Below are 20495 nucleotides of genomic sequence, written 5' to 3'. Positions count from 1 at the left end.
AGGGGTAATCATCATGATGATCGGTATCGTATCGGCCGCCTATATTGCGGCAGCCGTTCTCTTCATCCTCTCGCTCGGCGGGCTTTCCGGCCAGGAAAGCGCCAAGCGCGCCGTCTGGTACGGTATGACGGGCATGGCACTCGCCATTGTCGCCACGGTCTGCGGGCCTGACGTCGGCAACTGGTTCATCATCGCGCTGATGATCGCCGGCGGCGCTGTGCTCGGCCACTTCGTCGCCTCCCGCGTCCAGATGACCGAGATGCCGCAGCTCGTTGCTGCACTCCATTCCTTCGTCGGTCTTGCCGCCGTGTTCATCGGCTTCAACGCCCATATCGAAGCGGCTGATGTCGCCGGTCTCGATGCGGCGGCCCGCTCTGCATTGACCGGCTTTGCCGCGATCCTTGCCCACAAGGAACCGGTCGAACTGTCGATCATGAAGGTCGAGGTCTTCCTCGGCGTCTTCATCGGCGCCGTCACCTTCACCGGCTCCGTCATCGCCTTCGGCAAGCTTGCCGGCAAGGTCGACGGCAAGGCGAAGAAGCTGCCCGGCGGTCACCTGCTCAACGCCGGTGCTGCCCTTCTCTCGCTCGTGTTGCTGGTGCTCTACGTCAATGGTGCCGGCACCTGGACGCTGCTCGTCATGACGCTCGCCGCCTTCTTCATCGGCTATCACCTGATCATGGGCATCGGCGGCGCCGACATGCCGGTGGTGGTGTCGATGCTGAACAGCTATTCCGGCTGGGCGGCCGCGGCCATCGGCTTCACGCTCGGCAACGATCTGTTGATCGTCACCGGCGCGCTCGTCGGCTCCTCGGGTGCGATCCTCTCCTACATCATGTGCAAGGCGATGAACCGCTCGTTCCTGTCGGTCATCCTCGGCGGCTTCGGCGCGACCACCGGCCCACAGATGGAAATCACCGGCGAGCAGATCGCCATCGATGCCGATGGCGTGGCCGCAGCCCTTAATGACGCCGACAGCGTCATCATCGTGCCGGGCTACGGCATGGCGGTGGCGCAGGCACAGCAATCCGTCTCCGAGCTCACCCGCAAGCTGCGGGCGGCCGGCAAGAACGTCCGCTTTGCCATTCATCCGGTCGCCGGCCGTCTGCCGGGCCACATGAACGTGCTTTTGGCCGAAGCGAAGGTTCCCTACGACATCGTGCTCGAGATGGACGAGATCAACGAGGACTTCCACGAAACCGATGTCGTCATCGTCATCGGCTCCAACGACATCGTCAATCCGGCCGCCCAGGAAGACCCGAACTCACCGATCGCCGGCATGCCGGTGCTCGAAGTCTGGAAGGCCAAGCAGGTGTTCGTCTCCAAGCGCGGCCAGGGCACTGGCTACTCCGGCATCGAGAACCCGCTGTTCTACAAGGACAACACCCGCATGTTCTACGGCGACGCCAAGAAGAGCATCGACCAGCTGCTGCCGGCGCTGGCCTGAGTTTAAAAGCCGATGGGGCCTGTTTGGCTCCATCGGCTTCTAAAAGAAGGCTCTCGTTAATTGCCTCTCGGACCGTACGACGGCCAGCCCGCATGATCGGCGATCAAGTACTGCGCTCCAGCTGTGCAATGAGCTCATCGGTGTTGGTCAAGAGGCGCCGCACAGCGTTGCGCGCGGCATTGGGGCGCCCGAAGCGAATACTCTTTTCGATGTCCGCGTGAAGCTTCAGCGCGTGAATGGAACTGCTGTCGTCGCGGGTCACGAGCACGAAAAGATGGTTGAGCGCAGAATCGATCATCGCCCCCAGGGGCACAATGAGGTCGTTTCCTGAAGCGCGCAGGATCGTAAGGTGAAACCGCGTGTCGGCTTCGGTGCGGGCCTGCAGCGTTGTCGCCTGTTCCATCTCTCTCAATGCCGCGCTGATTTCGGCCATCTGCGCGCCGCTTCGGCGGGCGGCTGCAAGCGCGGTCGCTTCCGGTTCGATGATGTGGCGAAACTCCTGCACGGTCTTGAGGAACTGGAGCCGGTCCGGTGAGACCGCGTACCAGCTTAAGACGTCGCGATCGAGCAGGTTCCAGCGCTCCTTCGGCTCAACCCAGCTGCCGATTTTCGGACGCGAGGCAAGCAGGCCCTTGGCCATCAGTATCTTGATCGCCTCCCTGACAGCTGTGCGGCTGACGTCGAAAATTTCCGTCCACTGAGCCTCGTTCGGCAGGATCGTTCCGGGCGGATAGTCGCCCCGCACGATTCTTAGCCCGATGTCGTCGGCAAGCGACATGTGGACGCTGGGCGCCGATATGCGCGGCGCATCGAGCCGCCGGCTCGCGCGCGCGGCCTCTGCCGGCTGCGATCCGGCGGAGCCTTTTTTTAGTCGTTGTTCAGTCATTTCGTCTGTTTTCTCGAATTTTGTCTGTACGCGCGGGGGGTCACTGGACGCCGACATACTTCCGCCAGCTGTGCTGCGGTTGGAAGCCGAGCAGCGCGCGGGCCTTGCGGTTCGAAAGCAGCGTTTCGTATTCCCCGAGCTCCCCATTGACGGGAACGCCAGGGTAGAAGCGGTCGATCAGTTCCTTCGTCGGAATATCGGCGGAGGTTTCGTCGTTTGCCGCGTTGAAGATCTGGAAGCCGAGACCGTCGGTCTCCACCGCCTTCAGCGTGATCTGCCCGAGATCGCGCGCGTCGATATAGCTCCAGGCAATGCGCTTGCGAAAACCCGGGTCGGCGAACCAGCCGGGGAAGAGGTGGTACTCGCTCGGCTCGATGACATTGCCGATGCGCAGGGCATAGATGTCGGCGCCGCTTCTGAGCGCAAAGGCGCGTGCCGTCTTCTCATTGACGACTTTGGACAGTGCGTAGCTATCCATCGGGTCGACGTCGTAATCCTCGTCGAGCGGGAAGTACTGCGGGCTTTTAGGCTCGTTGGCAAAGACGAGGCCGTAGGTCGTCTCGCTTGAAGCGATGACGATCTTGCGGATGCCGAGCTTCACCGCTGCCTCGATGACATTGTAGGTGCCCATAGCGTTGATGCGAAAGAGCTCGTTGTCGGGCGCAATAAGGATGCGCGGGATGGCCGCGAAGTGAACGACGGCATCGACTGGCTGCGGCGCAAGCGACGGGTCGAACTCATGCAGGCCGGTGTAGCTCGACAGAGCGTTGAACACCTGGCCGCTGTCGGTGATGTCGGTGATCAGTGTGCGCACCTTCGGATTGTCGAGCGGCTTCGTGTCGAGGTTGAGCACCTGATGGCCCTTATCGACGAGATGCTGCACGACATGGCGACCAGCCTTGCCGCTGCCACCGGTGAAGATGATCCGCTTGGTCATTGTGCTCTCCATGCCATGCATTATGGGTGGATGATCCCCCCTTGATGATTTCTGTCGGGGGGACCTCCCAGATGGCGCCGCGGCGCCTGTCGCCGTCAGCCGGCGCGTCGCGCGGCAACTGCGATTGTTGCGGATATGGCAAAGTTTGCGGCACCCGTCAAAGGGGTGCCGCAGCTATTGATTTACTTCTGGATGCAGGTGTCCGCCGTGTCCTTCGTGCATTCGTCAAGACCGGTGAAGACGGGATCATCCACCGGCTTGCCGGCGATCAGGTCCAGCATGACCGAAGGTGCCTTGTAGCCCATTTCGAAGGGGCGCTGGCCGACGAGCGCAGTGACCAGACCTTCCTTGGCAATCGCCACCTCTTCACCGATCGTGTCTGCCGCACCGATGACGAATTCATTCTTGGCAATCTTGTCCGCCATCGGCTTGAACAGGTCGCGATAGGGCTGCGGCGCGCCGAAGAGCGGCCAGCCACCCATGATGCCGAAGGCATCGAGGTCGGGATTGGCCGCGAGGATATCGGTCATCGCCTGTACGCCTTTGGCGCCGTCGTCATTGGTAAAGACCGGGCAGCCTGCAACCTCCGTCCAGCCGCCTTCACCCTTTAGCTCTGCCAGTCCCTCCTTGCCCGTGAGCACGTCACGCATGCCCTGGGCGCGCCTGAGGATGTTGTCGGCCCCAGGGTTGCCCTCGATGGTGCAGATCTTGCCGCCATTCGGCTTGGCCTTCTTGATGTAGTCGGCGATCCGCGCCCCCATCGTGTAGTTGTCGGTACCGAGATAGGTCTTGCGCAGGCCCGCATCCTCCTTGGCGAGGTCGGCATCAAGCGTCATGACCGGGACCGACGGGTTGGCGGTCTTCAGGGTCTGTGCAATCAACTTGGCGTTGGATGGCGAAATGGCGATCGCCGCCGTGCTGGGTTTGCCGAGCATGTCCTGGACGATCTGCGCCTCGCCGGCTTCGTCCGAAGTCGACGCCGGGCCGGTATAGAAGCACTCATATTCCGAGCTTGCGTTTTCCTTGTTCCACTTCTGGCAGCCCTGGTTGATGGCTTCGAAGAACGGATTGTCGAGGCCTTTGACCACAATGACGAGCTGCTTCTTCTCCTGGGCGTCGGCGGGGCCGGTGGCCAGCGCGAGCGCTGCGACTGCAAGCACCAATGCTTTCCTCATTTTATCCTCCCGTTAGACAAGCGGACACCCTCTGTCCGCGGCACAAATCAACCGGGATACCAGACAATGCGGGGGTCACTTGGTGGACGCTCGTATTGCCAGGCCTGGTCGATGAGTTGTTCGAGATCGTATTCTGGCTGCCAATCCAGCAGGAACTTCGCCTTGCTGTTGTCCATCCAGTTCGAGTGGAAATGGCTTGGAACGTCGACGGATGGCAGACCGCGCGTGCGCTTGAGATAGCTCGCGACCTCGCCATAGTCGACCGGGCGGTCCATGGAGATGTTGAAACGTTGGCGCTCCGCGCGTGGATTGTCGATCGCGCTCAGAATTGCCGACACGAGGTCGCTGACATGAACGAAGTTGCGTTTGATCGGCCGGCCGTCGCCATCGCGCAGCAGAGGCACGGCTTGAGCTTCTGCATGACGCCTGGCTTGGTCAGGTGCAAAGAACGTCTTCCAGTCGGGCCCGCCAAAGACGTCGTCGCCGAAGGAGAGTGAGTGCTTGAAGTCGTCCTTTTCCATGATCCACGGCGCGCGCAGGCAGCAGACGTTCATCCCGTATTGAATGGCATATTGCTCGACCATCACCTCCTCGAGCACTTTCGACAGCGCGTAACAGCCGGGATAGGCGCTATGCGGTGTTGCTTCGGTAATCGGGCCGTCATGGGGATAGAAGAAATGGCCGACGGCGGCGTCGCCGCCGATCAGAATGAACTGCCGGGCGGTCGGGCTCTCCCTGAACGCTTCGAGCAGCCAGAAGAGACCCTTGACGGTCACATCCATAACGTCGGCGGGCGTTTCCTTGCAGGTCGCGAGATGCACGACGTGGCTCACGCCGGCAATCGCGCGTTCCGCCACGGCGCGATCGGCGATAGAGCCGCTGATGATGGTGAGCCGTTCGGTCGGATCGAGCACACGATTGTGGCAGAGCGCGCGAATGCGCGCTTGTGAAAAACGTGGCCGGTCAAGCAGCGCTGTTATGAGGTGCCGCCCGACCTTGCCCGTTGCCCCGGTGACAAGGATAAGCATGCCTATCTCCCAGCATTAGCTAATATATGATCGCTTCGTCCGTCAATCTATTTGTCATACAAAACTAGTTTACCGATATCGGCGTCATTGACGCGTTCAGGACGATTTGCATAAATAAGTAGTCGCTAACGCGCGCGTGGCGGACACGCGGCGACGCGCATCTCGCGGGGCGCGTCTTGGGGAGGCTGGAAGGCTGGTCGTGCTGCTAGAGCTCAGCAATATTTCCAAGCACTTCGGGGCCATACAGGCAGTCAACGACATTTCGCTGTCGCTAGAGGCAGGGCAGGTCGTGGGCCTGATGGGCGACAACGGCGCTGGCAAGTCGACGCTCGTCAAAATGATTGCGGGCAACTACCGCCCGAGCCACGGCACAATGCGCCTCAATGGTCGCGATATCGTGCTGCATCGCCCCGTCGAGGCGAGACAGTTCGGCATCGAAATCGTGCATCAGGATCTGGCTCTGTGTGACAACCTGTCGGCAGCGGCGAATGTCTTCCTCGGTCGCGAACTGCGTCGCGGCATCGGGCCATTGCGCGTGCTGGACTACAAGGCAATGTACCGGCGCGCTGGCGAGATCTTCAAGGAACTGCGTTCGGAGACCAGGGCACGCGACCTCGTGAAGCAAATGTCCGGCGGGCAGCGGCAGGCGGTGGCAATCGCGCGCACGATGATCTCGGAGGCGAAAATCGTCCTAATGGACGAGCCGACGGCTGCAATTTCCGTCCGCCAGGTGGCCGAAGTGCTGCATCTGATTCGGCAGTTGCGCGACCGTGGTATCCTGGTTGTGCTCATCAGCCACCGCATGCCCGACGTCTTTGATGTCGCCGATCGCGTCGTCGTCATGCGTCGGGGCCGGAAGGTGGCGGACAAACCGATCGCCGAGACTTCGCCGGAGGAGGTGACGGGGCTGATCACCGGCGCCATCGAGGGTGGATGAAGTCTAAGGGAGCCTACATTTCTGCATCGGAGGAAATGCGAAAACAATGGCAACGATCCTGGATCAGACGATCGCGCGCAGGCAGCGCACACTCGGAGGCGCTGTTCTGGCCAGCCAGACCTTCTGGGTTCTGGTCGCCGTCATCCTCGCCTGCATCTTCCTGTCGTTTGCCACCGACAGTTTCGCCACGGCAAAGAACCTTTACAACATCACCCGCAACGTCACCTTCGTGGCCATCATCGCCCTCGGCATGACGCTCGTCATCATCACCGGCGGGATCGACCTCTCGGTAGGCTCGGTGCTCTGCCTGTGCAGCATGGTACTTGCGGTGACGATGCATGCCGGATACGGCATCGAGACGGGCATTGCCGTCTCGATCGCGACGGCGCTGGCGATTGGCGCATTCAACGGCATCCTCATCGCCTATCTCGGCTTCCCACCCTTCGTGGTGACGCTCGGCATGCTCTCGGTTGCCCGAAGCCTGGCGATGGTCGCGTCCAACAACACCGTGGTCTTCGAATTCGGCCCCGACCACGACAAGCTTCTCGCCCTCGGCGGCGGATCCGTCTTCGGTATCGCCAACCCGGTGATCTACATGATCGTGCTGGCGCTTCTGACCGGTTTCATGCTGCGCTGGACGCGGATTGGCCGCTATATCTACGCCATCGGCGGCAACGAGAAGGCGGCCATTGCCACGGGCCTGCCCGTGCGGCCCATCAAGGTCTGCGTCTACATGATCTCGGCGCTCTCGGCCGGCATCGCCGGCATCATCCAGACGGGTTGGCTCGGTGCGGTGACAACCAATATCGGTGCCGGTATGGAGTTGCAGGTCATCGCCGCGGCGGTGATCGGCGGGGGCAATCTCGCCGGTGGTGCCGGCACGGCTTTCGGTGCTTTGGTCGGTGCAGCACTGATCGAGGTGATCCGCAACAGCCTCGGGCTTCTCGGCATCAACGCCTTCTGGCAGGGAACCTTCATTGGCAGTGCGACCATCCTCGCTGTCCTGTTCGATCGCCTGCGCAATTTCCGCCAGAGCGAGTAGCCCGCCTTTCCGTCCGGCCCTGCGCGAAGTGCAGGATCCAGCCGCCACGGCCGCGCTCGTACAGGAGACTGTGGCATCCCTCTCCGTTGCGTCCGGACACCGATGCGACCAACAAAGCTATCGGAGCTGGGCATTGGTTGGTAGACCGCGCCTATCAGCCGGAGACCCTGCCGGTCACGAGGACCGGCGTTTGCGGGTAACTTGAAGCTCGGCGAGGAAGGACGTTGGAAGATCGGTCGGTGCCGACCGATCTCGATACCCGCCTATCGGCGCCTGGGTCTGACCGTTCGATGCCGAACCCCGGCGACATCTCTGGTAAAATATACCGCTGGACGTTGCGGCGGGCTCGCCGCATCTCGGTCGAAGCGAGCCAGCTGGCAAGTGTACCGGCGTTGCGTCTCTGGTCAGGTGAGCATCGTCCGCGGCGCTGGGCGCACCCTTTGTGAGCAAGGCGTGGGGCCCCCGGGTTTGTCGGGGCCATTCTGCATTCCGCGTAGGCCGGCAGGGTCGTGCCGCCTGTTCGATACCGGTAGCCTTCGAAAATGCATACAAAATTATGATAAATTGAATGCCGTTTGTCGACTTGGTTTCGCGTGCATTGATCCTTTCCTGATCCGTAAAGTGCGGATTGCGGCACCGCGAAACGAAAAGTTCTTTACTTTTGTGTCGATGTATGCAAATTGTATACAAAAATACAAAAAGAATGCATTCAATCTAGGAGGAATTGCAATGCTGAGCTTCGTCGCAAGAAGGGTGCTTGGTCTTGTGCCGGTCATCCTCGTCGTTTCCATCGTTGTCTTCCTGCTCTTGCGGCTCAGTCCCGGTGATCCGGCGGTTGTGATTGCCGGCGACAACGCCGATGCGGCAACCATCGAGAAGATCCGTTCGTCTCTCGGTCTGGACCAGCCACTGGTCACCCAGTTCTTCATCTGGGCCGGCTCGCTGCTGCAAGGCGATCTCGGCATTTCGATCTTTTCGAACATCCCCGTTGCAGACCTCATCTTGCAGCGCCTGGAGCCGACAGCCTCGCTGGCGGTCACAACACTCGTCTTCGCCATCGTGATTGCCGTGCCGCTCGGCACCATCGCCGGCGCCACGGCCGGAAGCTGGCTCGACCGGGCGCTCATGCTCGTCTCCGTGCTTGGCTTTTCGGTTCCCGTTTTCGTGCTCGGCTACTGCCTGATCTATGTGTTTTCGTTGCAGCTGCGTGTTCTGCCGGTGCAGGGGTTTACGAGTATCAGCAACGGCATTGGTCCGTTTCTCTCCTCGATCGCTTTGCCGACGGTGACGCTCGGGCTCGCCTATCTGGTGCTGATCGCGCGTATCACACGCGCGAGCGTGCTGGAGATGATGGGCGAGGATTTCATCCGAACAGCGCGCGCCAAGGGCGTCAAAGAGCGCCTCGTGGTGACCCGTCACGCCTTGCGCAATGCGGCGATCCCCATTCTCACCGTGATCGGCATCGGTGTGGCGCTTCTGATCAGCGGCGTTGTGGTCATAGAGACGGTGTTCAACCTACCCGGCGTCGGCCGCCTCGTGGTCGATGCGATCCTCAAGCGTGACTATCCGGTCATCCAGGGCGTCATCCTCATGTTTTCCGGCGTCTATGTCCTCGTCAATCTGGCGATCGACATCGGCTATGCCTTCCTCGATCCAAGGGTGCGCTACTGATGAACAGTCTTGCTTCCCCCTCTGCCGCACCGGCGCCCGCGAGACGTCACCTTCCGGCATTCCTTTCGCATCCGTCCGTTCTTGTGGGCGGGTTCCTGGTCCTGGCGATTGTCCTCATGGCGATGGCGGCGCCACTGCTTGGAACCGTCGATCCGACCCGCATCGATCCCGGCATGCGGCTGAAGCCGCCATCCGAGCTTGCCTGGTTCGGCACCGATCTCTTCGGCCGCGATGTCTACAGCCGGGCGGTCTATGGCGCACGCAGTTCCATACTGATCGGCCTTTGTGTCGCGACGGCGGCCCTTCTCGTCGGCGTGACCATCGGCCTGGTGACGGGATACTTCCGCTGGGTCGATGCCATCGTCATGCGCGTTATGGACGGGCTGATGGCGATACCGACCTTCCTGCTCGCCATTGCGCTCGTCTCGCTCACGCGCGCCAGCATCGCAACGGTTGTCGTGGCGCTCACGATCCCGGAGATCCCACGCGTGGTGCGGCTGGTGCGCAGCGTGGTGCTGACGGTGCGCGAGGAGCCTTTCGTCGAGGCTGCCATTTCCGTCGGTACCTCGACGCCGAAGATCCTCCTGCGTCACATCCTGCCGACCACCTACGCGCCGCTGATGGTGCTCGGCACCTACATCTGCGCCTCGGCCATTCTGATCGAGGCAGGCCTTAGCTTCCTCGGCACGGGCCTGCCGCCGGAAATCCCGAGCTGGGGCAACATGATCTCCGAAGGGCGCACCTTCTTCCAGGTGGCACCGCGGCTGGTTTTCCTGCCGAGCCTTTTCCTGGCGCTCACGGTGCTTGGCATCAACCTGCTCGGGGACGGTCTGCGTGACACGCTCGACCCGCGCATTGCAAAACGGATGTGAGAGTGATGCTGATGAAGACCCCTCCCGTCATCGAGGTCCAGGATCTCGCCATTTTGCTACCGGGCGGTGGCGACCGTGGTTTTGCGGTCGATCACGTGTCCCTTTCTGTTGCCGCCGGCGAGATCGTCTGCGTCGTTGGCGAATCCGGTTCCGGAAAGTCCGTGACCGCCCAGTCGATCATGGGATTGCTGCCGAAGGTGTTTCCCAAGCCTGAGGGCCGTATTCTCTTTGAGGGCAGGGACATTACCAGGGCCGCGCCCGCAGAGATGCGGGACCTGCGCGGCCGTGGCATCGGTATGATCTTCCAGGAGCCAATGACGGCCCTGAACCCGGTACAAACCGTTGGCAAGCAGATCGACGAGGTCCTGCGCACCCATCTCAGGCTTTCTGGCAAGGATCGCTTCGCGCGGGTCATCGCTGCGATGAAGGAGGTCAATCTGCCGGATCCGGAGCGGATGTATCATGCCTTCCCGCACCAGCTTTCGGGCGGGCAGCGCCAGCGCGTGCTGATCGCCGCCGCCCTCATCCTGGGACCGAAGCTGCTGATCGCCGACGAACCGACGACGGCGCTCGATGTGACGACCCAGGCGCAGATCCTGAAGCAGATCCGCGATCTGCAGCGCGAGCGCGATATGGGGGTGTTGTTCATCACCCACGATATCGGCGTCGTCAGGGAGATCGCCGACCGCGTGGTCGTGATGAGAGCAGGCAAGGTGGTGGAGCAAGGGCCGGTGGAGCGGGTGCTCGATCAGCCAACCTCCGGCTACACCCGCATGTTGATTGCCGCCGTGCCGACCTTGGAGCCGAAGCGCAAGGATCATGTCGTTACCGGCGAGGTCGCGATCAATGTGAACGAGCTCGCAAAGACTTACCACAGCGGGGGGCTCTTTCGCGACCGGCGGACGGTGCACGCGCTTCAAGGCGCTTCGCTGAGCGTGCGACGCGGCGAAACGCTCGGCATCATCGGTGAATCCGGTTCGGGAAAATCGACGCTCGCCCGCTGCATTGCCCAGCTGCTCGAACCCTCTTCGGGCAAGGTCACGCTTTCCGGCGGCAGGGATGGTAGGGCCTTCCGCCAGCGTTTGCAGATGGTGTTCCAGGATCCCTATCGCTCGCTCAACCCGAGACGCACCGTTGGCCAGTCGATCATCGAAGGGCCTATGAACTTCGGCCAAAGTAAAACGCAGGCTCTGGAGCGGGCACGCGAGCTGATGCAGCTCGTCGGGCTGGAGCCGCATGCGGTCGATCGCTTTCCGCACCAGTTCTCCGGTGGTCAGCGCCAGCGGATCTCCATTGCCAGGGCGCTCGCCATGGAGCCCGATATTCTGGTTGCGGACGAGGCCGTCTCGGCGCTGGATGTCTCGGTCCAGGCGCAGGTGCTGCGCCTCATCGATGATATCCAGAAGCGTCTCGACTTGGCGATCCTCTTCATCACCCATGACCTGCGCGTTGCCGCGCAGATTTGCGACCGGCTGATCGTCATGCACCGCGGCCAGGTCGTCGAGGAGGGCACGGTCGCTTCCGTCTTCGCCGCACCCGCCCATCCCTACACCCGCGAGCTTCTCGCTTCGATACCGGGCCGAGCCGAAGAGACCGTCGCGGCCTGACGTCACGAACAACGAAAAGGGGAATGACCATGTTCAATCATATCAAAGCGTCCTGGCGGACCCTGCTCGCTTCGGCTGTGCTTTTGTCTGGAATGGGCACCGCCCTTGCGGAAATCACTCTGAAAGTCGTGCCGAGCGCCGACCTTCAGGTGCTCGATCCGATGGGGTCGACCGCCGATATCGTGAAGATGCATGGCTTCATGATCTACGACACGCTCTATGCACTTGATGAGCATTTCGTGCCCAAGCCGCAAATGGTCGAGGACATGACGTTGTCGGATGACAAGAAGACGTACCGGTTCACGCTTCGCGAGGGCCTGAAATGGCATGACGGCCAGCCGGTCAAGGCGGACGACTGCGTGGCATCCTTGAAGCGCTGGCAGGCGCGCGACGCGGCCGGTCAACTGATGGCGCGCCAGCTTAAGGAGATGCGCGTCGTCGACGACCGCACTTTCGAACTGGAGTTCAACCAGCCCTACGGCATCGTGCTTGAATCCCTGAGCAAGGTGGCATCCAACATCCCCTTCATGATGCCCAAGCGCATAGCCGAGACCGACCCCTTCAAGGAGATCAGCGAATATGTCGGCTCGGGCCCCTACAAGTTTGCCAGGGACAAGTGGGTGCCCGGCAGCAAGGTCGTCTACGAGAAATTCTCGGACTACGTGCCGCGACCGGAGCCGGCGAGCGGCCTTGCCGGTGGCAAGGTGGCCCAGTTCGATGCCGTGGAATGGGACATCATCAAGGACCAGCAGACGGCGCTTTCGGCGCTGATGAGCGGCGAGATCGATTTCTGGCAGAACCCCTCGCTCGACCTGCTTCCCGTCATCGAGGCGGCCGGCAACCTGAAGACCAAGGTCATCAACGAGACCGGCACGCAAGGCACGCTGTTCTTCAACCACACACAGCCGCCTTTCGACAACGCCAAGGCCCGCCAGGCCATGTTCTACCTGACGAACCAGGAGGCCTATCTCCAGGCGGTCAACGGCAATCCGGACTACTACCGCACCTGCGCCTCCTTCTTCATCTGCGGCAGCCCTATGGAAACCGCAGCCGGGCTCGACGCGCTGAAAGCTCCCGATCCGGCAAAGGCCAAGGCCCTTTTCGAGGAAGCGGGATGGGATTTTTCCAAGCCGATCGTCATTCTCGATCCGACCGACGAGAGCATCGTTCACCCAGAGACGGTCGTGACTGTGCAGGCGCTGCGTGATATCGGCCTGAATGTTGATGTCCAGGCCATGGACTGGGCCACCGTGCTGAAGCGCCGCAATTCCAAGGAACCGGCCGACAAGGGCGGCTGGAACCTGCTGCATTCCTATGTGGGCGGCCAAGTAGTTTCGAACCCGGTCTGGAGCATCACCTTCTCCGGTGCTTGCGAGAAGGGCATCTTCGGCTGGCCCTGCGATCAGGCGCTTGAGGATCTGCGTCTGAAGTTTGCGCTTGCCGATGGGCAGGACGCCCGCAAGGCGGTGGCTTCAGAGTACTCCACCCGCGCCTTCGAAACCGGCCATCACATTCCGCTTGGCCAGTGGCGAACCTTCGTCGCCTTCTCCGACAAGGTTTCCGACGTATTGGTGACGCAGGATGTGCCGGTCTTCTGGAACCTCAAGAAGAGCGATTGACGCGATGATGGGGAGCGGCCCGTCGCCGCTCCCCACACGATCTCCAGTTAAAACACGAGCAGAAACCATGTCGACTGACTTCGATCGTTTGCCCTTCCAGCCTGAAGAATACCTCGCCCGCCGCGATGCCTTGCGAACGCTCATGGCAGAGCGCGGCATCGACGCCTGCGTGCTGAACTCGACCGAGAACATGTACTACCTCACCGGCTTCGGTTCGCTTGCCTATGGTGCTACGTCCCTCATCGTGCGCCAGGACGGCAAGGCAATCTGGGTGATGCGCCTGACGGAACTCAGCAACATCCGTGCGCTGAAGGGCAAGATCTGGGCCGATGAGGGGATTGGCGTGCCCGACGGGCACGACTATGCCACGGTGCTTGCGCGCACGATCGCCGATTTTGCACCCGGCAAGGCAGTGATCGCCGCGGAGTACGGAACGATCCAGACCGCAGTAAGCGCCTTCGTTCGACCGAAGGACGATGCGATCGTCAACGCGTCGGGCCTGGTCGAGCATCTGCGCCGCGTCAAGAGCGCCGCCGAAATCGACCTTCTTCGCAAGGCCGGCCATATTGCCGCAAAATCCTGTCAGGATGGTTTTGCAGCACTCAGGGAAGGGATGACCGACACCGAGCTTGCCATGGTTGTCAGCGACAGCATGCTTGCAAACGGTAGCCATCGCCCGGCGAAAATGCCGAATGTATGCGCTGGCCCGCGCACTGCCCGTGCGCACGTGACCTGGTGCGGCGCACCGATTTCCCGCGGCGAACTCGTCAACATCGAGCCGGCTGCGTCCGTCTTCGATTATCATACGCCGATCTTCCGCTTCTATTCGATCGGCAAGCCGTCCGACCGCGTGCTGCGGCTCTTCGAGGTCTGCAAGGAAGCGCTCGACGAAGGCTTTGCGCGGGTCCGACCCGGCATGACGTCGCATGAGGCTGCGCGGATCTTCGAGAGTGTCATCGAACGGCGCGGTTTCGCCGAGTGGATGGTCACCCGGCCAGCCTACAGCATCGGCGGATCGTTCCCGCCCGGATGGGGTGAAGACAACGTCATGGCGATCCGCCGCGATCACCATGCCATCCTTGAAGAGGGTATGTGCTTCCACGTCACCCCCTGCCTGTACGAGGACGGGGTGGGTTGTGTCGGCGCCAGCATGCCATCTGTCCTGACGGCGAACGGTTTCCAGTCTCTCAGCGGCGACGAAGTGGTGTTCGGCGTGAAGTGATGTCGGAGAGGGGAACTGTCATCCGGCGTCGGCGCGTCATCGTCGACAGCGTAAAACTGGTTGGTGATCCGCCTGGAATAGAGTGAAGCCGTTTCCTCAAGCCGCGAAGATCGCGGATCAGGAGCGGTGAGCCGCGATCGAGTGAGGGACAAGCGGCCGAATTTGCGGCGCGTCGTCCTCCGCTTTGCGGGTCGGCCGACCTGATGTTAGTTGTTTGCGATCCACAGCTGGGCGGGCTGCGTTTACGGCGCGCCCGGCAACTCTCAAGGACGGTCATGACCCCCAAACCTAGCGACAGCAGTCAAAAATCCGCGGTCCCGAAGTCGGAGGCTGTCTATCGCATCTTGAAGCGGGCAATCCTTGATCAGGCGTTTGCAGCCGGCACGAAGCTCCCTGAAGATTCGATCGGCGAGCGGCTTGGCGTCAGCCGCACGATCGTGCGCCAGGTGCTGGCGCGGTTGAATGGGGAGGGCCTCGTCGAACTGCGACCGAACAAAGGGGCGTGCGTCAGCCATCCCAGTCTGGAAGACGGGCACAACATCTTCGCCGTACGTCGCTCACTGGAGATACTGGTCGTCGACAGCCTGATCGGCAACATGACGGCGCCGATGATCCGCGAGCTTGAAGCGCACGTCGATGCCGAGGACAAGGCCAGGCTCACCAATTCCTCTGCCTCGATCCAACTCGCTGGCGAGTTCCACGTGCTGCTCGCACAATTGACCGGAAATGCGATCCTGTCGCGATATGTCACGGAGCTCGTATCGCGCTCGTCGATGATCCTGTCGCTCTATGGTCGCCCGCATTCGTCCGATTGTGCCGTATCTGAGCATCGCGAACTGATCGCCGCGCTCGCGGGCAATGACCGCAACAAGGCCTGCGAACTGATGGACCACCACATTGGAGCGATCACATCCCGAGCCCTGCTCACAAGCAGTTCGGAGAAGGACTTGTCGACCCTTCTTGCGGCCTACGCAAGGGAAGAGGGTCTTTGAGCAAATGCCCCGTCGCATTGGACGGGCGGCTCGTTCCTGCATTGGCGACAGGCTGGCGTTTGCCTTGGTGCGCAAGAAGCGAACGTCGTCCGGTCTGTCGACGGGTTTTCCTGGCCGCCCGGCATTCCTGGAGCAGCGCTTCAGGCTTTCCAGCTACTCGAGCATGACCATGTGGACGGGCAGTTGCTCCTCGAAGAATTTCGAGAACGTCGCGATGCGGGGCGGCAGGGCCTGGTAGGGTGGATAGTAGAGCGTCAACCAGAGGTCTGGCGGCGACCAGTTGGGCAGGACATGAACGAGCCGGCCGCTGCGAATATGCTCGGCGATGTGAAAGCCCGGCAGCATCGCCACGCCCGAACCGTCTGCGGCCATGTCGGCCAGCACCTCGCCATTGTTCGCGCTGAATGCCCTTCCGGCGACGATGGTGACGCTCGAGCCTCCGTCCGAAAGCAGCCAGTTCTCCCGTCGGCTTTCGCCACTGTAGGCGAGGCAGTCGTCCGGGCTCAGTTCGCTTGGATGCTGCATCTCCGCGAACCTGCTGCCGGGCGCAGCCACCAGAATCCGTGGGACCACCTTGATCTTGCGCCAGATCGTGAACTTGTCGGATGGGGCCGAGGAAATGCGAATGGCGAGGTCATAGTCGTCATCAACGATGTCGACCAAGCCGTCCGAGAGCGAAATCTCGAAGCAGATTTTCGGATAGAGCTCCCGGAAGCCCGAAAGGATCGGCGGCAGCACTGTCTTGCCGAGCCAGGTCGGCGCGCTGATCCTCAAGCGTCCCTGGTCAGCCTTGTGGGCGTTCTTGACGTCGCGCCGTGCGCTTTCTAGCGCTTCGACCGCCGGCTGGATCTGGGCTGCGAAAACGGCGCCGTCCGTCGTCAGTGACACCTGGCGGGTCGTGCGGACAAACAGCTGGACGCCGAGGTCATCTTCAAGCGCGGCGATGGCTCGCGTGACCGCGGCGGGGGTCATATCCAGCTCGCGGGCAACCTGAGCGAAATTGCGCTTTTCGGCGGCCATCAGGAAGATCTTCAGTGCTTTATGGTCGTTCATCTTATTGTTTCAAAAATCGCAATTCATTCGAGAAAAATATTGCAATTCCGAGCTCCAATCAACCCGGCTACATCTGTAGCCATCGACGGGTAACGTCAACAAAGGAAGGCTCGGACCATGATCAAGGACATCACGGGACTGCATCACGTCACCTCCATGGCGTCGGACGCGCAGCAGAACAACAGGTTTTTCACGGACACACTCGGGCTTCGCCGCGTGAAAAAGACGGTCAACTTCGATGAGCCGAGTGTCTACCATCTCTATTACGGCGATGAGAAGGGCACGCCCGGCACCGTCATGACTTACTTTCCGTTCCCGCACATGATGGTCGGGCGGCCGGGCGTCGGCGAAGTCGGCGAGACCCAGTTTTCCATTCCAAAGGGCGCGCTGGCCTTCTGGAAAGACCGACTTGTTGCTCAGGGCGTAGGTGGTCTTCAGGCCGACACGGTTTTTGGCGCCAGCCGCCTGCGTTTCACGGGCCCCGATGGCGACGGCCTTGCTCTGGTCGAAACGGCCGACGACGCCCGCGCTCCCTGGCTTGCGGAGGGCATTTCCGAAGCCAACGCCATCCGCGGCTTCAGCGGCGCGCGCTTCAATCTGCACGATACGGCCGCGACCGAGGAACTGCTCCGCTTCATGGGGTATGAGCGTCTAGGCGCCGAAGGAGACGTCACGCGGTTCATCATTCCCGGCGGCAACGGTGCAGACACGATCGATCTTGCGGCGCTCCCGAAGACACCGTTTGCCCGACAGGGCGCCGGTTCGGTTCATCACATCGCCTTTGCGGTTGAAAACCGTGAGAAGCAGCTCGAAGTGCGCAAGGCACTGATGGACACCGGCTACCAGGTAACGCCGGTCATCGATCGGGACTACTTCTGGGCGATCTACTTCCGGACACCGGGCGGGATCCTGTTCGAGATCGCGACCAACGAACCCGGCTTTGATCGCGACGAGGATACGGCCCATCTCGGCGAGGCGCTGAAGCTACCGAGCCGATACGAGCCCTTCCGCAACAAGATCGAGGCGAGTCTCGTTCCGCTAGCTGCGTAGTGCCGGAGCGGCGCGCCCCGCAGATGCACGTCTACCATGGAAAGCGCATCGGCCCGAACCGGGCCGAGTGACGCGAGCCACTCTGATCGGGCCGAACCGCTCGGGGTGGCCGCCCGCAACGATCTAGGACACGATTATGAAACTCTACCTCATGTCGCTTGGCGCCGGACTTCTGGTCGGCATCGTCTATAGCCTGCTCAACGTTCGCTCCCCGGCACCGCCGGTGATCGCGCTCGTCGGTCTTCTTGGCATTCTCGTCGGTGAACAGATTGTTCCTTTTGCCAAAACACTGTGGGGCAAGGAGCCGGCGGTGATTTCCTGGATCAGCCAGATCAAGCCTCACATGTTTGGTCACCTGCCGAAGGGCGAAGGTCGAAGCAACGTCGCGGCAGCGCATCAAGTTCAGACCAAGTCTGATAGCTGAGCCGGCGAGGGCTGGCGGAATTGCGCGACGTGATGCCAACGGCATCTTCCATGGCCCAACCCTCGTCCCGGCGCTGGTGGCCGGCGCGCTCTTGCCGCGCCGCATGGCTTGAAAGGCCAGCGGCGCGCGCCATCTTCCCGGTCAACGTCCTGTTGGTGGCCCGGAAGAACTTGACGACGCGGGGCGCTGGTGCCCGCTCCGCCAGGGCCTGATCGCGGCCGGGTGTTTGGGCCACGGCTGATTCTCGGACCGGCGCCGTTTCCCAACGACAATCCAGCGCTTCCTCTCCGCTCGTTTTTGCCGTGATGACAATTGTGTCGCTGGCAGACCCGAGCCAAGGCGCGCGACGCTCTTGATGAGCAGTATGTGACTTGAGGTTGAGGCCGTCACCTCGAACGAACCGGCGCGGGGTTCGCTGGAGCATCCTATCTCCTTTTCGGCGGTGAAAGATTGTAACCTTGCTGCCGAACGGCGAAACCCTGACAGGACCGATACGATCTCCCTGTCGATCTCTGGAGAACGATCATGAGCGGAACCAGGCTTTTCTCACCCTTTGAACTGGGGTCGCTCCGGCTGCCGAACCGCATCGTGATCGCACCGATGTGCCAATATTCGGCGGTCGACGGGCAGATGAACGACTGGCATCTCATCCACCTCGGCAATCTTGCCTTGTCGGGAGCGGCGGTTCTTACCATCGAGGCGACAGCAGTCCTGCCCGAGGGCCGCATTTCCTATGGCGATGTCGGGCTTTATTCGGACGCCTGCGAGCATGCGATGGGCCGGGTTCTGGATGGCGTGCGACGCTGGTCCGACATGCCGATCGCCATCCAGCTGGGCCACGCCGGACGGAAAGCGTCGAGTGAAGTGCCATGGAAGGGAGGACGCCAGATCGGTCCGAAGGATGAGCATGGCTGGAAGACCGTCGCGCCGAGCCCAGTCCCTTTCCACGATGACTACGACCATCCGGCAGCGCTCGATCGCAGCGGCCTTGCGCAAGTTCGTGCGGCCTTCGCCGACGCCGCCAGGCGCGCCGCCGCCTTGGGGCTAGACGCTGTCCAGATTCATGGGGCCCACGGCTATCTCCTGCATCAATTCCTGTCGCCCCTCTCCAATCACCGCACGGACGAGTACGGCGGAACGCTGGAAAACCGCATGCGCTTTCCCCTTGAGGTCTTCGAGGCCGTTCGGGCTGCATTTCCCGTGGACCGGCCGGTGACGATGCGGGTCTCGGCGACCGACTGGGCGCAGAACGGCTGGGATGTCGAGCAAACCGTCACCTTCTGCCAGGCGCTGGCGGCGCGTGGCTGCTCGGCCATCCATGTCTCTTCGGGCGGCCTTGCGTCCAACCAGCAAATCGCGATCGGGCCAAGCTATCAGGTGCCCTTTGCGCGCGCCATGAAGGAGAATGTCGCGATACCGGTCATTGCGGTCGGCCTGATTACCGAATTCGAGCAGGCTGAGGCCATCCTGACGATGGGCGATGCCGATCTGATCGCGATTGCCCGCGCGATCCTCTACGATCCCCGGTGGCCCTGGCATGCCGCCGCGCATTTCGGCGAGCGGGTGCGGGCGCCTGATCAGTATCTGAGATCGCAGCCCCGACAACTCCGCCATCTCTTCGACCTCTAGACAGAGGGAGCGGCGCGTCCGCGATCGCACACCGGTTCATGTTCGTTGCGGCCGCCCTGACAAAAGAAGACCGCCTCCTGCGGCGGGAGACGGTCTTAGCGGGCCGGGAGGCCCGGGGCTTCGGAGAGGGGATGCCGAAGCCGGGACTGGAGGATCCTGACCGCCTTCTGGAAGGCAAGGCGACGATTGAACGGTAGATCTGTTCGGCGCGGCGCGTAACTACACTTAGGTATCGGTCCGTCCGGACAAGCGGTCATTGTTTTCGGCAAGATCGGCGTTTTCCCGCCGGAACCCGCTGTCCATCAAGCTTTCGCGTCACCGCGCGCCGCATCAAGGCTCAGCGGTCCGCCACCTGCGGCAGAGAGGTAGAGGAACACGAAACAGAAGATGATGGCGGCCGTGCCGCCGTTCTGTGCCGGATAGAGGCCCTGTGGCGCATGGCGCAGAAAATAGGCAAAGGCCATGACACCGGAGAGAACGAAGGCGGAGGCGCGGCTTCAAGCCGACCAGCAGCGTGAAGCCGAGGATGAGTTCGAATAGTCCGGCAATCCATGGCAGGGAGCCGACCGGTGGTCTGTCGCTTGCGGGAAAGCCGAGGACCTTCTGCGTTCCGTAGCTGAAGAGTACGAGGGCGGAGACGATGCGCAAAAGGCTGAGCAGGTAAGGGGCCAGTCGGTTGGGTAAAGCGTGCATGGGTGTTTCCTTCGCAAGCGACCGGGCAGGTCAATCTGGACGTGATCTGAAACATTCAAAATATTGACCGGCTTCATGCGAAGCCGGTCATGTCGCAATAGGTCTACGATGCTGTGCGACGGGCAGACCGCCTGTCACTTTGCCGGGTTTGGTCCGATGGTCTTGCCATGGATGACGCGTTCGTCGGCCTTGTGGACCATGGTGTAGGCGT

General features: G+C 61.8%; 17 protein-coding genes and 1 pseudogene. 12 read left to right on the top strand and 6 right to left on the bottom strand.

Annotated elements, in window-relative coordinates:
* Positions 1–13: 13 nt before the first annotated feature.
* Entirely contained in the window at positions 14–1447 is a 1434-nt protein-coding gene (locus tag MKZ91_RS25700; protein WP_336173873.1) for an NAD(P)(+) transhydrogenase (Re/Si-specific) subunit beta, read from the top strand.
* Between the two features lie 103 nt (positions 1448–1550).
* Here MKZ91_RS25700 and MKZ91_RS25695 read toward each other — a convergent pair whose 3' ends face one another.
* The 4 genes from MKZ91_RS25695 to MKZ91_RS25680 all read right to left on the bottom strand — a co-directional run bounded on the left by MKZ91_RS25695 (position 1551) and on the right by MKZ91_RS25680 (position 5473).
* On the bottom strand, positions 1551–2333 hold the full coding sequence (locus MKZ91_RS25695; protein ID WP_336173937.1) for a FadR/GntR family transcriptional regulator: 783 nt from the start codon (positions 2331–2333) through the stop codon (positions 1551–1553).
* Between the two features lie 40 nt (positions 2334–2373).
* Entirely contained in the window at positions 2374–3270 is an 897-nt protein-coding gene (locus MKZ91_RS25690) for an NAD-dependent epimerase/dehydratase family protein (RefSeq protein WP_336173872.1), read from the bottom strand.
* A gap of 182 nt (positions 3271–3452) precedes the next feature.
* On the bottom strand, positions 3453–4445 hold the full coding sequence (locus MKZ91_RS25685) for a sugar-binding protein (protein ID WP_336173871.1): 993 nt from the start codon (positions 4443–4445) through the stop codon (positions 3453–3455).
* 47 nt (positions 4446–4492) lie between these two features.
* Entirely contained in the window at positions 4493–5473 is a 981-nt protein-coding gene (locus MKZ91_RS25680; protein WP_336173870.1) for an NAD-dependent epimerase/dehydratase family protein, read from the bottom strand.
* Positions 5474–5609: 136 nt separating this feature from the next.
* Between MKZ91_RS25680 and MKZ91_RS25675 the strand changes: the two genes are divergently transcribed.
* The 8 genes from MKZ91_RS25675 (at position 5610) to MKZ91_RS25640 (ending at position 15435) form a co-directional block, all read left to right on the top strand.
* On the top strand, positions 5610–6410 hold the full coding sequence (locus MKZ91_RS25675; RefSeq protein WP_336173869.1) for an ATP-binding cassette domain-containing protein: 801 nt from the start codon (positions 5610–5612) through the stop codon (positions 6408–6410).
* A 46-nt stretch (positions 6411–6456) separates the two neighbouring features.
* Positions 6457–7452 (top strand): ABC transporter permease, encoded by a 996-nt coding sequence (locus MKZ91_RS25670; protein WP_336173868.1) that lies wholly within the window; start codon positions 6457–6459, stop codon positions 7450–7452.
* A 729-nt stretch (positions 7453–8181) separates the two neighbouring features.
* Positions 8182–9123 carry an ABC transporter permease gene (locus MKZ91_RS25665; protein ID WP_336173867.1) on the top strand — a complete coding sequence of 314 codons (942 nt, stop codon included), beginning with the start codon at positions 8182–8184 and terminating at the stop codon, positions 9121–9123.
* Positions 9123–9995: an ABC transporter permease gene (locus tag MKZ91_RS25660; RefSeq protein ID WP_336173866.1), complete on the top strand. Its 873-nt coding sequence runs from the start codon at positions 9123–9125 to the stop codon at positions 9993–9995. The genes MKZ91_RS25665 and MKZ91_RS25660 overlap by 1 nt, the downstream gene beginning before the upstream one ends.
* Before the next feature lie 5 nt (positions 9996–10000).
* Positions 10001–11602, top strand: a complete 1602-nt coding sequence (locus MKZ91_RS25655; RefSeq protein WP_336173865.1) for an ABC transporter ATP-binding protein — start codon at positions 10001–10003, stop codon at positions 11600–11602.
* A 29-nt stretch (positions 11603–11631) separates the two neighbouring features.
* Complete coding sequence (locus tag MKZ91_RS25650) at positions 11632–13221, top strand: ABC transporter substrate-binding protein (protein ID WP_336173864.1); 1590 nt, start codon at positions 11632–11634, stop codon at positions 13219–13221.
* A 67-nt stretch (positions 13222–13288) separates the two neighbouring features.
* Entirely contained in the window at positions 13289–14443 is a 1155-nt protein-coding gene (locus MKZ91_RS25645) for a M24 family metallopeptidase (protein WP_336173863.1), read from the top strand.
* 275 nt (positions 14444–14718) lie between these two features.
* Positions 14719–15435, top strand: coding sequence for a GntR family transcriptional regulator (locus tag MKZ91_RS25640; RefSeq protein WP_336173862.1), 717 nt, complete (start codon positions 14719–14721; stop codon positions 15433–15435).
* A gap of 153 nt (positions 15436–15588) precedes the next feature.
* Here MKZ91_RS25640 and MKZ91_RS25635 read toward each other — a convergent pair whose 3' ends face one another.
* Entirely contained in the window at positions 15589–16488 is a 900-nt protein-coding gene (locus tag MKZ91_RS25635; protein ID WP_336173861.1) for a LysR family transcriptional regulator, read from the bottom strand.
* A 117-nt stretch (positions 16489–16605) separates the two neighbouring features.
* Between MKZ91_RS25635 and MKZ91_RS25630 the strand changes: the two genes are divergently transcribed.
* The 3 genes from MKZ91_RS25630 (at position 16606) to MKZ91_RS25620 (ending at position 19591) form a co-directional block, all read left to right on the top strand.
* Positions 16606–17538 (top strand): VOC family protein, encoded by a 933-nt coding sequence (locus MKZ91_RS25630; RefSeq protein ID WP_336173860.1) that lies wholly within the window; start codon positions 16606–16608, stop codon positions 17536–17538.
* Between the two features lie 136 nt (positions 17539–17674).
* On the top strand, positions 17675–17962 hold the full coding sequence (locus MKZ91_RS25625; RefSeq protein ID WP_336173859.1) for a XapX domain-containing protein: 288 nt from the start codon (positions 17675–17677) through the stop codon (positions 17960–17962).
* Between the two features lie 525 nt (positions 17963–18487).
* A complete protein-coding gene (locus MKZ91_RS25620; protein WP_336173858.1) occupies positions 18488–19591 on the top strand; it encodes an NADH:flavin oxidoreductase/NADH oxidase in 1104 nt (367 codons plus the stop codon).
* 302 nt (positions 19592–19893) lie between these two features.
* On the opposite strand, the pseudogene MKZ91_RS25615 reads toward MKZ91_RS25620, so the two are convergent.
* Positions 19894–20284 (bottom strand): annotated as a pseudogene (locus MKZ91_RS25615) (DoxX family protein).
* Positions 20285–20495: the final 211 nt, after the last annotated feature.

Origin of the sequence: Ensifer sp. MJa1 (assembly GCF_037026475.1) — a bacterium.
GTDB lineage: Bacteria > Pseudomonadota > Alphaproteobacteria > Rhizobiales > Rhizobiaceae > Ensifer.
This window is presented reverse-complemented; position numbering and strand designations above follow the sequence as displayed.

Bases quoted from the DNA above. Each gene is read 5' to 3' on its own strand.
- MKZ91_RS25700 (WP_336173873.1), top strand. From the start codon at position 14: ATGATGATCGGTATCGTATCGGCCGCCTATATTGCGGCAGCCGTTCTC.
- MKZ91_RS25695 (WP_336173937.1), bottom strand. From the start codon at position 2,333: ATGACTGAACAACGACTAAAAAAAGGCTCCGCCGGATCGCAGCCGGCA.
- MKZ91_RS25690 (WP_336173872.1), bottom strand. From the start codon at position 3,270: ATGACCAAGCGGATCATCTTCACCGGTGGCAGCGGCAAGGCTGGTCGC.
- MKZ91_RS25685 (WP_336173871.1), bottom strand. From the start codon at position 4,445: ATGAGGAAAGCATTGGTGCTTGCAGTCGCAGCGCTCGCGCTGGCCACC.
- MKZ91_RS25680 (WP_336173870.1), bottom strand. From the start codon at position 5,473: ATGCTTATCCTTGTCACCGGGGCAACGGGCAAGGTCGGGCGGCACCTC.
- MKZ91_RS25670 (WP_336173868.1), top strand. From the start codon at position 6,457: ATGGCAACGATCCTGGATCAGACGATCGCGCGCAGGCAGCGCACACTC.
- MKZ91_RS25665 (WP_336173867.1), top strand. From the start codon at position 8,182: ATGCTGAGCTTCGTCGCAAGAAGGGTGCTTGGTCTTGTGCCGGTCATC.
- MKZ91_RS25660 (WP_336173866.1), top strand. From the start codon at position 9,123: ATGAACAGTCTTGCTTCCCCCTCTGCCGCACCGGCGCCCGCGAGACGT.
- MKZ91_RS25655 (WP_336173865.1), top strand. From the start codon at position 10,001: ATGCTGATGAAGACCCCTCCCGTCATCGAGGTCCAGGATCTCGCCATT.
- MKZ91_RS25650 (WP_336173864.1), top strand. From the start codon at position 11,632: ATGTTCAATCATATCAAAGCGTCCTGGCGGACCCTGCTCGCTTCGGCT.
- MKZ91_RS25645 (WP_336173863.1), top strand. From the start codon at position 13,289: ATGTCGACTGACTTCGATCGTTTGCCCTTCCAGCCTGAAGAATACCTC.
- MKZ91_RS25640 (WP_336173862.1), top strand. From the start codon at position 14,719: ATGACCCCCAAACCTAGCGACAGCAGTCAAAAATCCGCGGTCCCGAAG.
- MKZ91_RS25635 (WP_336173861.1), bottom strand. From the start codon at position 16,488: ATGAACGACCATAAAGCACTGAAGATCTTCCTGATGGCCGCCGAAAAG.
- MKZ91_RS25630 (WP_336173860.1), top strand. From the start codon at position 16,606: ATGATCAAGGACATCACGGGACTGCATCACGTCACCTCCATGGCGTCG.
- MKZ91_RS25625 (WP_336173859.1), top strand. From the start codon at position 17,675: ATGAAACTCTACCTCATGTCGCTTGGCGCCGGACTTCTGGTCGGCATC.
- MKZ91_RS25620 (WP_336173858.1), top strand. From the start codon at position 18,488: ATGAGCGGAACCAGGCTTTTCTCACCCTTTGAACTGGGGTCGCTCCGG.